Source organism: Streptomyces sp. NPDC006296 (assembly GCF_040613235.1).
GTDB lineage: Bacteria > Actinomycetota > Actinomycetes > Streptomycetales > Streptomycetaceae > Streptomyces.
Window position 1 is genome coordinate 236,741 of record NZ_JBEXRT010000002.1, and the last position, 12,112, is coordinate 248,852.

A 12,112-nucleotide genomic window follows, 5' to 3' on the forward strand; every position below is an offset into this window, starting at 1 on the left:
GGGGCCGTCGTGGCGGGTGTGGTCCATCTCCGGCGGGTCGTCCGATCGGCTGATCTCCCGGTCGTCCGTCCGGCTCCCCGAGGCTGTCCGACGGGGGGACGTGCCGGCGCGGGTGCGCGGCGGAGGCTGGAGAGGTCGGTCCGGACCCCGCGGCCGCGATGCGACCCGCGCCGCCCTCCGTGACGCGGCCGACCCCGCGGGAGCCGCGCCGCGATCCGTGGGCGCGGCGGAACCACAGGAAGGTGCCACCGATGAGCGCCAGGGCAGCACAGCCCCTCCCGCCCTTCGGGCCGTCCGGGAACCACGGGGCCCGTCCCGGTCCGCGACCGGTGCCGAGGAGGCGGTCCTCATCCCTCATGGGCGCCGTGGCGACCGCTCTGACCGTGGTGCTCGCCGGGTGCGCGCCGGGCGGGGACCCGTCTCCGGCCCCGGCCGCCCCGTCCCGGCACAGCCCGGCCGGTGACGCGCAGGAGGGCGGCGGCACGGCCCGCACGCCGCAGGGGACGCTCCTGGTCACGGATTTCGGCGCCGACACCGTGACCTTCGTCGACCCCTCGGGGCGGGAGGTGCCCGGCCGGCGGTCGGTCCAGGTCGGCACCGCCCCGTACGGTGTCGTGCTCGGCGCCGACGGCACGGCGTGGGTGGCGACGGCCGAAGGGGTGGCCGCGGTGGACACCGTGCGCCGCAAGCGGACCGCCCTCGTCCCGTACGCCACCGACACGGGACCCGTGACCACGGGCGAGTACCGGGGCGGCGGCATGGGCATCGCGCTCTCCCCGGACGGGGGGACCGTCTACGTCGGCGTGAACGTCCCCGGCGGAGCCGGAGTCCTCGAAGCCGTCGACACGGAGCGGCGCACGGTGGCCGGGACCGCCCCGGTCGGCCGCCGCCCCTTCGACGTCGACGTGTCCCGGGACGGGCGGCAGGTCTACGCGACCGGCCACGACTCCTTCGACGTCACCGTCGTCGACGCGGCGACCTGGCGGAGCCGCCGCATCGAGGTCGCCCCGTACGGGACCGAAGGAGGCCTCGGCTCCTGGCTGAAGCCGCACTACGCGGCCGTCCGGCCGTCCGACGGGGCCCTCCTTCTGCCCTTCGAGGGGGAGCGCCTCGCCGTGGTCGCACCGGACACCGGGCGGGTCCGCATCGAGCGGATGACGGCCGGCACCCACCAGCACGGGGTCGCGGTCACGGCGGACGGCACGTTGTTCGTGGTCGGGACCGGGGCCGTCGACCCCGCCGTCGGCCGGGGCCCGTCGCTGACCGTGCGTGCGGCCGACGGCGCGGAGCGCGTCATTCCGCTGGACGGTCCGCACGAGGACGTCGCGGTGAGCGCCGACGGCCGGACCGCCTACGTCTCGGGCGGCTTCACCCGGGACGGGCACTGGGACGGCCTCAGCGTGGTCGATGTGGCGACGGGTGAGGTCACCCGGGTCCCCGCCGGCACACGGCCGCTCGGCATGGTCGTCCTCGGGGCCGGGGCGCCCGGACCCGCCGGTGAGGGCTGAGCGCGACACGTCGGAGACGCCCTACCCGGATCCCGGCCGCGCCCGGAGGCCGGACGGCAACCCGGGCGGACACCGCGGGGAGGGGCACCGAGGCGGTGGGAAGCTCGCGCCCTGGGCGGCGGGGAGGCCGCGCCGGACGGTTCCGGCGCGGCCTCCTCCGTGCGGGGCGGGTCCCTCAGGCGGTCTCGCCCGTGCCGGAGCCGGACCCCGCCGCCTCCTTGATGCCCTGGGTGATGTCGTCCAGGACCGAGAGCTTCGGCGCCCGGTCGTTGATGTCGAACCCGGAACGCACGACCACCAGCATGCTCGTGACGCGGGGTGAGGGGAACGCGAGCGACTCGACGTAGCCGTCGTCGCCGTTCTCCGTCACCACCTTCCAGCGCACCAGGTAGCCCTGCTGCCCGGCGACCGTGACCGCCGTCGACCTGATCTCCTTGTGCGAGGTGATGCCGCCGTAGATCTCCCCGCCGTAGGACTCCTCGGCGTTGGCCTTGATGTCGGCCAGGGCCGCGGCCTTCGCCGTGCTCGCCTCGACCTTCAGGGCCTGGGCCGGCGCGGAGAACACCCCGCCCCGCACGCACTTCTGGGACTCGTCCCCGGGGCAGGCGTGCTCACCGGTCGTGACACCGGCCCCGATCGGTCCGGACTGGCCCTCCCAGCCGTCGGGCACCGGGATGCTGATCCCGCTGGCCGCGTCGGTGGCGTACCCGTCCTCCGTCTGAGGCATCTGCTGGTCGGGGCCCTGGCCCCCGCCGCCGTCCTGTCCGCCGGATCCGCCGCCCTGGCCGTCCTCGCCGCCGGGCCCGCCCGGCAGCCGAGGGCTCTCCGAGGGTGCGGGAGCAGCCGCCGGACCGCCGCCGCGGTCGCCCGAGCGGTCGCCCAGCAGGTACGCGCCGCCGCCGACCGCCGCGAGCACGACGATGCCGGCGGCGATCCCCGCGCCGATGCGCACGCGGCGGCGCCGGACCACCGCGGGGGATATCCGGAGCTGGTCGGTCCACCGGCTTCCGTCCCACCAGCGTTCCTGGGCGGGGCCTGTTCCTGAGTGCCCGGGGTCTGGATGCCAGCCGGGCGGGGTCATCTGGGTCACAGGAGCACGTTAATCGCACTGAGTGAGAATCGTATGAAACGCACAGCTCGATCGTCGCCGTACCCCGCACCTGACCTGACGGGACGGCACGTCCTACGGTTCGATCAGCCCCGCCCGGATCGCGTACCGGGTGAGCTCCAGCCGGTCGCGGAGGCCGAGCTTGTGCAGCAGGTTGGCCCGGTGCCGCTCCACCGTCTTGACGCTGATCACGAGTATGCCCGCGATCTCCTTCGACGAGTGGCCCTCGGCCACCAGCTTGAGGATCTCCTCCTCGCGCTCGGTGATCGCCCGGTCGGGCACGTCGCCGCCGTCCCTGGCCCGGTCCAGATAGTTCCTGATCAGGGCGGTGACCGCGCCGGGGTAGAGGAACGGCTCGTCGCGCATGGCGGCCCGGCAGGCCTCGACGAGGTCCCGGTCGGCGACGGACTTCAGCACGAACCCCGAGGCGCCGGCCTTCAACGCCTCGAAGAAGTACTGCTCGTTGTCGTACATGGTCAGCATCAGGATGCGCAGTTCCGGCATGACCCGGGACAGCTCGCGTGCCGCCTGAAGGCCCGTCAGGCGGGGCATCGCGATGTCGAGCACCGCCAGGTCGGGCCGCTCCGAGCGGGCCATCTCGATGGCCTCGGCGCCGTCGCCCGCCTCGGCGACGACCTGGAGGTCAGGTTCGCCGTCGAGGATCAGCCGCACACCGCGGCGGACCAGCGCGTGGTCGTCGGCGAGCAGGATGCGGGTCGTCCGCGAGCCGTCGGGGGAGTGGGGCATGATCTCAGGCGCTTCCGTTCCGTACGGGGACGTCCAGGCGTACGTCCGTGCCGCCCGCCGGGCCGGCGGAGAGGGTCAGTGTGGCCCCGATGAGCAGGGCGCGTTCGCGCATGCCGCGCAGACCCGCGCCCTCCGGGGCGCCCCCGAGGCCGCGGCCGTCGTCGCGGATGCGCAGCTCCACCCCCTCGGCGCTGCGGCACAGGGAGAGTTCGAGCCGGGTGGCCCCGGCGTGCCGCACGGTGTTCGTGAACGCCTCCTGGGCGATGCGGTAGACGACCAGCTCCGCCTCCTCGCCCAGGGGCGGCAGGTCCTTCTCCGTCCGGCGCCTGATCGTCAGGCCCTTGGGCGTCGGGGTCTCGGTGGTCAGTGCCGTCAGGGCGCTGACCAGCCCGAGCTCCTCCAGCACCCCGGGGCGCAGCCGCCGTGCGATCCGGCGGATCTCGTCCAGGCTCCCCCGGGTGATCTCCTGGACCTGGGTGAGTTCCTCGCGCAGGGGCTCCGGGGCGTGGCCGGTGACCCGCTTCAGCTCCAGCAGCACCGCGGTCAGGGTCTGGCCCACCTCGTCGTGCAACTCCTGGGCGACCCTGCGGCGTTCCGCCTCCTGGGCGCCGAGTGCGCGCGCGGTGCTGGTCGCGCGCTCGGCCTCCAGCCGGTCCAGCATGCTGTTGAAGGTCTCGATCAGCGCCGCGACCTCCCCCTCGCCGGCGACCTCGGGGCGCGGGCGCGGGCTCAGCAGGTCGATGGTCGCCATCGCCCGGGTGACCCGTTGCAGTGGTGCGAGTCCCAGCCGCAGCAGCAGGGCGTTCGCGCCGAGCATCAGGGTCATGCCGCCGGCCAGGATCAGAGCCTCCGTCAGCACCACGGGGGCGGAGACGGTGATCGGGCCCAGCAGGAGCAGGGCCCCGGCGGCGACCAGCACCGCGGCGTTGAGCAGGAAGATGCGCCAGAACAGGGACAAGACCGCACGGCCTCCTTCGGACGGGTACACGGGCGGACGGCTGCCTCCACTATCGCCGGTCGGGCTCTCCGCGCGGCCGCGGCCCCGGTCCGCGGCCGCGTCTGCATGGTGGACCCCCTCCAAGATGGGTGTCCGGCCCGATGTCCCCCGGGCCCGGTCCGCGGCGACGATGGAACCGGATCCGGAGGATTTCGGTCCGTCCGGTCCGTCCGACACGGGAGGGAGTCACCATGCTGTACCACGACGAGCGGCCGCACGGTTTCGAGGACCGGCTCCGCAGGGACGCCTCCGCATCCGCCGACGTCCCCGGGAAACCGCCCTCGCGCACCTTCCGCCCCGGCCCGACGACCTGGCTGTGGCTCGCCGTCGGAGTCGTCGGACTGCTGGCCGGCATCTTCATCGGCCACGGCCTCCTCATCGCCGCCGGCCTGGTGGTGGCGGGGATGGCGGCCCAGCTGCTCGACCCGCAGCGGCGCGGCCGGCGGGGCGGCGTACCGGGGACCCGCTGAGGCACGGGGCCACGGGGCCCGGGGACCCCGCTGCGGCGCGGGGCGGCCACCGCGGCCCTGGATCCACCGGGCTCCGGGGCCGCGGAGGCACCGGGGGTCCGCCGGGCTCCGGCCGTGCGAGCGGGCGGGCGGCCGTGCCGGGCCCGCCGCCGGGCCCGCCGCCGGGTTCGACGCCGGGTTCGACGCCGGGGAGGCCGGACGGCGTGCCGGGAGCCCACCGCCGGCCTCGGACGGCGAGGTGCCCAGGAGCCCGCCGCCCGGCAGCCCCGCCCCGCCGCCCGCCCTCCGTGCTTTGGTCCGACCACACACGCTGTGTGACATAGTCGGGCCAGACGTATCACCCGGAGCAGGGAGTGGCGGATGCCCGTCGAGTGGCAGCCCGTGCGGCAGGCCCGTACCCATGAGCTCGTCCTCCAGAGCATCGAGGAGCGGGTCCTCTCCGGAGAGCTCAAGGCGGGCGACCGGCTGCCCGCCGAGCGTGAACTCGCGCCCGTGCTCGGCGTCAGCCGCTCCGCGCTGCGGGAGGCGCTCAGGGTGCTGGAGACCATCGGTGTCCTGGTCGCCCAGCCCGGCCGCGGCCCGGACTCCGGGGCGCGCATCGTGCGCAACCCCGACGACGCGCTCGGCCGCCTGTTGCGCCTGCACTTCGCGCTCGGCAGCTACAGCCTGCACGACGTGCTGGAGGCGCGGGTCGTCCTGGAGCGCTCCAGCTGGGAGGCCGCCGCCCGGCACGCCCGTGCCGAGGACCTCGACGCGGCGGCGGAGCTCGTCCGGCGGATGGGCGAACCGGGCGTGGGGGTGGCCGACTTCAACGACCTCGACACCCGGTTCCACGTCCTGATCGCCGAGAGCTCCGGCAACGCGCTCACCTCCACGCTCACCTCGGCGGTCCGCGAATCCGTCCGCCCGCTCATCCTGCGGGCGCTGGAGGCCTCCGACGACTGGCCGGCGACGGCGGGCGCGCTCAACGCCGAGCACGCACGGCTGCTGCGGCTGGTGCGCGAGGGGCGCGGGACCGAGGCCGCGGACCTGGTCGAGGCGCACATCAGGGGCCTGCACGGCACCCTGGTCGACGAGAACGACTCCCCGTAGGGGGCGCGCCCGCCGCGGAGCGCGCGCGGGAGGAGGAGCAGGAAGGGAGCGGGGACGGTGCATGCGCACCGTCCCCGCTCCCGTTCGCGTCCCGCCCGCTCCGTGCGCGGGCTTCCCCGTGCGGACCGAGGCTAGTATGGTCCGACCTTAAACGACCGAGGAGGTCCCATGCGCGTCGGACTCTTCGCCACCTGCCTGGGAGACACCCTCTTCCCGGAGGCGGTGCGATCCACCGCGGTGCTGCTCGCCCGCCTGGGGCACGAGGTGGTCTTCCCGCCGGACCAGACCTGCTGCGGTCAGATGCACGTCAACACCGGCTACCAGCGCGAGCCGGTGCCCCTGGTGCGCAACTTCGCCGAGCAGTTCGGCGACCCCTCGATCGACGCCGTCGTCATGCCGTCCGGGTCCTGCGCCGGTTCGGTCCGCCACCAGCACGCCCTCGTCGCCGAACGCTACGGGGACGCCGCGCTGCGCGCCGGGGTGGCCGCGGTCCGTGCCAAGACGTACGAGCTCTCCGAACTCCTCGTCGACGTCCTCGGGGTCACCCGGGTCGGCGCGTACTTCCCGCACCGCGTCACCTATCACCCCACCTGCCACTCCCTGCGCCTGCTCCGGGTCGGCGACAAGCCGCTGCACCTCCTGCGCGCCGTCGAGGGGATCGACCTGGTCGAGCTCCCGGAGGCCGACTCCTGCTGCGGCTTCGGCGGGACCTTCGCCGTCAAGAACGCCGAGACCTCCACCGCCATGCTCCAGGACAAGATGCGGCACATCTCCGGGACGGGGGCCGAGGTGTGCACCGCCGGCGACTCCTCCTGCCTGATGCACATCGGCGGCGGGCTCTCCCGCATCAGGTCCGGTACGCGCACCCTGCACCTGGCCCAGATCCTCGGATCCACCCGCACCGCGCCGTACGCCCTGAAGGAGGCCGCCCGATGAGCACGTTCCTCGGCATGCCCGCAGCCCCGCCCCGCTCCCCGTACGGCACGGGGAACCTGCGCGGCGAGCGGACGTTCCCCGAGGCGGCGCACGACGAACTCCGCAACGAGCAGCTGCGCCGCAACCTCGGCAGGGCCACCCGCACCATCCGCGCCAAACGCCTCGCCGTCACCGGCGAACTCCCCGACTGGGAAAGCCTGCGCGAGGCCGGATCGGCGATCAAGACCGACACCATGAACCGGCTCCCCGAGCTCCTCGAACAGCTGGAGCGCAAGGTCACCGAGCGCGGCGGCACCGTCCACTGGGCACGCGACGGCGCCGAGGCCAACGAGATCGTCACCCGGCTGGTCCGGGCGACCGGCAGCAGCGACGTCATCAAGGTCAAGTCGATGGCCACCCAGGAGATCGGCCTCAACGAGCACCTCGAGGCCGCCGGCATCACCCCCCACGAGACCGACCTCGCCGAACTCATCGTCCAGCTCGCCGACGACAGGCCGTCGCACATCCTGGTGCCCGCGATCCACCGCAACCGCGACGAGATCCGGCAGATCTTCCTCGACGAGCTCCCCGGCGTCGACCCGGATCTCGACAACGTGCCCGCCCACCTCGCCGCAGCCGCCCGCGCCTATCTGCGCGAGAAGTTCATGACGACCAGGGTCGCCGTGTCCGGCGCCAACTTCGGCATCGCCGAGACCGGCACCCTGACCGTGGTCGAGTCGGAGGGCAACGGCCGGATGTGCCTCACCCTGCCCGACACCCTCATCACCGTGATGGGCATCGAGAAGGTGCTGCCGCGCCACCAGGACCTGGAGGTCTTCCTCCAGCTGCTGCCCCGGTCCTCGACCGGCGAGCGGATGAACCCGTACACCTCCCTGTGGACGGGCGTGACCCCGGGCGACGGGCCGCAGGACTTCCACCTCGTCCTGCTGGACAACGGACGCACCGCCGCGCTCGCCGACGCGCTCGGCCGCGAGGCGCTGAACTGCATCCGCTGCTCGGCCTGCCTCAACGTCTGCCCGGTGTACGAACGGACCGGCGGCCACGCCTACGGATCGACCTACCCCGGCCCGATCGGCGCCGTCCTCACCCCGCAGCTCGCCGGGATGCACGCGGCGAAGAACGACCCCAACAGCTCGCTGCCGTACGCCTCCAGCCTCTGCGGCGCCTGCTACGACGCCTGTCCGGTGAAGATCGACATTCCATCGATGCTGGTCGAACTGCGCCACCAGCACACCGAGGAGTCCGGAATCACGGCGGAGAAGCTGGCGATGAAGGCGGCGGCCGGGGTGATGCGGAGTCCACGGCTCTTCACCGCGGCCCAGAAGGCCGCGGGCCTCGGCCGGGCCGCCGGCGGGCGCGACGGCACGATCTCCCGGCTGCCGGCCCCGCTCAGCGGCTGGAGCGACAGCCGGGACACCGCGGCTCCGCCCCGGCAGTCCTTCCGGGCCTGGCTGGCGTCGCCGGAGGGCGCGGCGACGATGCGGGCCGCGGCCGAGGAAGGCGTGACCCCCGCCGCCGAGCACCCCGAGGAAGGCGTGACCCCCGCCGCCGAGCACCCCGAGGAGGACCGGTGACCACTCCCACCGCACGCGAGACGGTGCTCGGCCGGATCAGGGACGCCCTGGCCCTCGCGCCCGCCCCCGACATCTCTGTCCCCCGCGCCTACCGCACGGGCCGGTCGCTCCCGGACGGTGAACGCCTCGCGCTGCTCACCGGCCGGCTCGTCGACTACCGGGCGACGGTCCACCCCTGCACCGCCGACCGCACGGCCGAGGTGATCGCCGGCGTCCTGCGCGAGCGCGGCGCACGCCGGATCGGCGTCCCGGACGGACTGGACGAACAGTGGCTCGCCGCCCATGACGGTGAGGTGCGCCGGGACTCGGCGGACATCCCCGCACCGAGCCTCGACGCACTCGACGCGGTGGTGACGGCCTCCGCGGTCAGCTGCGCGGAGACCGGCACGATCTTCCTGGACGGCTCGCCCGACCAAGGCCGCCGCGCCCTGTCGCTCGTCCCCGACGTCCATGTGTGCGTCGTGGACCTCTCCTCGGTCGTGGCCGGTGTCCCGGAGGCGGTCGCCCGGCTGGTGCCGGGGAGGCCGACCACCCTGATCAGCGGGCCGTCTGCCACGTCGGACATCGAACTGGAGCGGGTGGAGGGCGTGCACGGCCCCCGCACCCTCGCCGTGGTGATCCGCACCGACGTCTGAGCACCTCCCGCCCGGCGCCCGAGCGCGGCCCCGGCCCACCGGCCCCGGCGGGCAGCCGTAGGGCCCCGGCTCACCGCACGGGGCCGCGCGGCCCCGCTCACCCGGCCCGGTGGGTGACCTCCGGAGGGGCGAAGCCGACCCGGGTCCGGGCCCCGTCGTCCGCCCAGGTGACCTCGACCGTGGCGCCCGTCACCCGCACCCCGCTCACGGCCCCGGCGAGCGGAGCCGGGTCCTGCTCCGCCGTCAGGGAGGCCAGGGCTACCAGGAGTTCCGTCCCCTCGACACCGGCGCCGAGCCGGGGCAGGACCGCCCACCGCGCGAACGCCGTGCCTTGCGGCGCCCGTACGTCCTCCCGGTCCGTCCAGCCGTGCAGCCCGTGCAGCGCGGACCCGACCCCGCCGTCCGGACCGGTCGCCCAGCCCGTCTCCTCGGCGCGTGCTCCCGGGGGCGCGCCCAGGATCCGGTGCACCCGCAGCTCGTACCGTCCCCGCACCACGGTCACGCTCTCCACCCGCAGGCCCGGGACCGTCGGCGGGCCGTCCGGGAAGACCGGGACGTGCCAGGACGCCGCCCAGCCCCAGCCGTCCCCGTGACCCGCACCCAGCGGACGGATCCGGACCCGGCTGCTGCGGACGCCCCCGATCCGCACCGACAGGTGGTTGTCCGCGGTGTTCGCGGACGCCGTGGGGCCGGTCGCCGTCGAATAGGCGAGGCGGGCGTACAGCGGGTCCGCCACATCGGCGGTCTCGCCCTCGTGCGGCCGGACGTGGTCGCTGCCGTGGTTGTGCAGGCGCACGACACCGTCCGCCCGCGTCGACTGCACCAGCAGGCCCGGCGACGGGAGCGACAGCACCCGGTCCCGGACCTCGCTCGGGGCGGGCTCCTCCTGCGCCGTCCACAGCGGGTGCTCCGCCGGTGCGAGCAGCGACACGAAGGCCTTGGACGCCCAGTACGGCGACGACGGGCCGGAGTACACCTGGAGCGTCGCCTCGTGCGGGCCGTGCCAGCCCAGACTCAGCAGACCGTCGTCCCCGGCCGAGCCGCGCTCCAGGAAGTACCGGAGCGCGCCGCTGACCAGCCGCCGCGAGACGCCCGGGGCCAGCGGGGTGTGCCCGGACACCGCGCCCATCCCGACCGCCGCGCCCGCGGCGAACCGGTAGGTCAGGGAACGCCCGAAGTGCAGCGGCGCACCGTCCGCACCGAACATCAGGGAGAAGCTCTCCAGGTGCTCGCTCAGCCGCGCGCCGTACAGCGCGGACGCCTCCGGGTCGCCCGAGAGGTAGGCGTCCAGCACCGGATACAGGTGCAGGGCCCAGCCGTTGTAGTGGTCGAAGGCGCGGCCGTCCCCGTCGGCGTACCAGCCCTCGCCGCGGTACCAGACCTCCAGCAGGTCGAGCGCCCGCCGCCGGGCCGCGGCCGTCTCCGCGTCGCCCCGGCCCACCGACTCCAGGAAACCGGCGACGGAGTACGGGAACAGGTACCAGTTGTTGGGCGCGGGAGTGTGCCGCAGGGCGCCGCGCAGCCACTCCTCGGCCCGGTCCTGCACGGCGCCGTCCAGCCGGTCCCAGAGCCAGGGGCGGGTCAGCCGTAGGCCGATCGCCACCGACGCCGACTCCACCATCGGCTGGCCGGCCACCGTGTGGTCCAGGATCAGCGGCCAGGACTCGGCGTCGTCCCGCCCGGCCGTACGGGTCCCGGCGGCGAGCCCGTCGGCGTACCGCTCCAGCCAGTGGTGCGGGTCCCGGCCGTCGGCACCGGCGACCCGGAAGGCGGCGGTGAGGAACGTCCGGGCGTAGCCCTCCAGTCCGTCGGACCGCACCCCGGAACGCGAGGGGCGGCCGGGCAGGTCGAGCAGGGCGCGGCCGGGCGTCGCCCACGTCCAGGCGGCGTGCAGCAGCCCGTCCGCGACCGCCTCCCAGTGCGCCCGGGTGTAGCCGGTGTACGGGCTCGTCGCGCGGTCCTCGGAGGGGAGCGGGAAGGGGAGGGAGCTCATGCGAGGAAGGCCAGCCTTTCGCGTCGTACGGGATGGGCGAAGCCGTCGCCCGCGGCCCAGCGGGCGACCTCGCCGACCGCGAGGTCGGCCAGCCTCCGCAGCTCGTTGCCCTGGGAGCCCGCGAGATGGGGGGTGAGGAGGGCGTTGCCGCAGTCCCACAGCGGATGGTCCGCCGGCAGCGGGTCCGGGTCGGTGACGTCGAGCACCGCACGGATCCGCTCCGCCCGCAGGACGTCGGTGAGGGCGTCCTGGTCGACCACCGCGCCCCGTGAGGTGTTGATCAGCACGGCGTCGGGCCGCATCGACGTGAGGAGCGCACGGCTGACGAGCCCCGTGGTCGCCGGCAGCAGCGGCGTGTGCACGCTGACCACGTCGCTCTCCGCGAAGAGATCGGCCAGGGGGACGGGGCGGACGCCGAGCGCGGCGGCCTCCTCGTCCGTGACGTACGGGTCGTGGAGCAGCACCCGCAGGTCGTAGGGGCGCAGCAGGTCGATCACCCGGCGGCCGATCAGGGAGGCGGACAGGAGCCCCACCGTCCGGCGGTAGTTGCCCACGTCGGAGGGGGCCGTGAGCCAGGCGTCGCGCACCCGGCTCGCGCGGAGGTCACGGGCCCGCTCCAGCACGCGCTTGCCGGACAGCAGGATCATGGCCAGGGTGTACTCCGCGACCGGCAGGGCGTTGGCCGCCGCGGCCGACGACACCTCGATGCCCCGGTCCCAGCAGGCGTCGGTGACGTGCCCGCGCACCGTGCCCGCCGTGTGCACGACGGCCCGCAGCGCGGGGGCGGCGGCCAGCACCTCCGCGTCGAGCGGCGGGCAGCCCCAGCCGGTGACCAGGACCTCCGTGTCCGCGAGCACCCTCCGGGCCGCCACGGTCGTGAAGTCGTCGATCACGGGCAGCGGCGCCAGGGCGCACACCCCGGCCAGCGCCGCCAGGGAGTCGGGGGAGAGCACCGCGGCCGCGGCGTCCGCTCCCATGGCGATCGCGGCGCGCGGCCGGCGGGGTGCGGGGGGAGTACTGGGCATGGTTCTCCTGTCCGGTGGTCCGGGTGG

The 12,112-nt window shown here is 74.9% G+C and carries 11 protein-coding genes; 6 read left to right on the plus strand and 5 right to left on the minus strand.

The genetic code is table 11. The annotated features are described in order from the left end of the window. Positions 1 to 356 precede the first annotated feature (356 nt). Positions 357 to 1,508, plus strand: coding sequence for a YncE family protein (locus tag ABZ172_RS02445; RefSeq protein WP_356879312.1), 1,152 nt, complete (start codon positions 357 to 359; stop codon positions 1,506 to 1,508). 175 nt (positions 1,509 to 1,683) lie between these two features. Here the strand turns inward: ABZ172_RS02445 and ABZ172_RS02450 are convergent, their stop codons facing one another. The 3 genes from ABZ172_RS02450 to ABZ172_RS02460 form a co-directional block, all read right to left on the minus strand. Further along, entirely contained in the window at positions 1,684 to 2,589 is a 906-nt protein-coding gene (locus tag ABZ172_RS02450) for a DUF2510 domain-containing protein (protein ID WP_356879389.1), read from the minus strand. 102 nt (positions 2,590 to 2,691) lie between these two features. After that, complete coding sequence (locus ABZ172_RS02455; protein WP_356879314.1) at positions 2,692 to 3,363, minus strand: response regulator transcription factor; 672 nt, start codon at positions 3,361 to 3,363, stop codon at positions 2,692 to 2,694. Positions 3,364 to 3,367: 4 nt separating this feature from the next. Continuing rightward, positions 3,368 to 4,321, minus strand: coding sequence for a HAMP domain-containing sensor histidine kinase (locus ABZ172_RS02460; protein WP_356879316.1), 954 nt, complete (start codon positions 4,319 to 4,321; stop codon positions 3,368 to 3,370). Between the two features lie 230 nt (positions 4,322 to 4,551). On the opposite strand from ABZ172_RS02460, the gene ABZ172_RS02465 reads away from it, so the two are divergent. From ABZ172_RS02465 to ABZ172_RS02485, 5 genes are all read left to right on the plus strand, one after another. Beyond that, positions 4,552 to 4,830 (plus strand): hypothetical protein, encoded by a 279-nt coding sequence (locus ABZ172_RS02465; protein ID WP_356879318.1) that lies wholly within the window; start codon positions 4,552 to 4,554, stop codon positions 4,828 to 4,830. 360 nt (positions 4,831 to 5,190) lie between these two features. Then, positions 5,191 to 5,922 (plus strand): FCD domain-containing protein, encoded by a 732-nt coding sequence (locus tag ABZ172_RS02470; RefSeq protein ID WP_356879320.1) that lies wholly within the window; start codon positions 5,191 to 5,193, stop codon positions 5,920 to 5,922. A 168-nt stretch (positions 5,923 to 6,090) separates the two neighbouring features. Next, positions 6,091 to 6,858: a (Fe-S)-binding protein gene (locus tag ABZ172_RS02475; RefSeq protein ID WP_356879322.1), complete on the plus strand. Its 768-nt coding sequence runs from the start codon at positions 6,091 to 6,093 to the stop codon at positions 6,856 to 6,858. Then, positions 6,855 to 8,432, plus strand: coding sequence for a lactate utilization protein B (locus ABZ172_RS02480; RefSeq protein ID WP_356879324.1), 1,578 nt, complete (start codon positions 6,855 to 6,857; stop codon positions 8,430 to 8,432). The genes ABZ172_RS02475 and ABZ172_RS02480 overlap by 4 nt, the downstream gene beginning before the upstream one ends. Further along, complete coding sequence (locus ABZ172_RS02485; protein ID WP_356879326.1) at positions 8,429 to 9,067, plus strand: LUD domain-containing protein; 639 nt, start codon at positions 8,429 to 8,431, stop codon at positions 9,065 to 9,067. Before ABZ172_RS02480 ends, ABZ172_RS02485 begins: the two co-directional genes overlap by 4 nt. 97 nt (positions 9,068 to 9,164) lie before the next feature. On the opposite strand, the gene ABZ172_RS02490 is transcribed toward ABZ172_RS02485, so the two are convergent. Together ABZ172_RS02490 and ABZ172_RS02495 are read right to left on the minus strand one after the other, a co-directional pair. After that, positions 9,165 to 11,060, minus strand: a complete 1,896-nt coding sequence (locus ABZ172_RS02490; RefSeq protein WP_356879328.1) for a DUF2264 domain-containing protein — start codon at positions 11,058 to 11,060, stop codon at positions 9,165 to 9,167. Next, positions 11,057 to 12,085: a hydroxyacid dehydrogenase gene (locus ABZ172_RS02495; protein WP_356879330.1), complete on the minus strand. Its 1,029-nt coding sequence runs from the start codon at positions 12,083 to 12,085 to the stop codon at positions 11,057 to 11,059. Before ABZ172_RS02495 ends, ABZ172_RS02490 begins: the two co-directional genes overlap by 4 nt. Between the last annotated feature and the right edge of the window lie 27 nt (positions 12,086 to 12,112).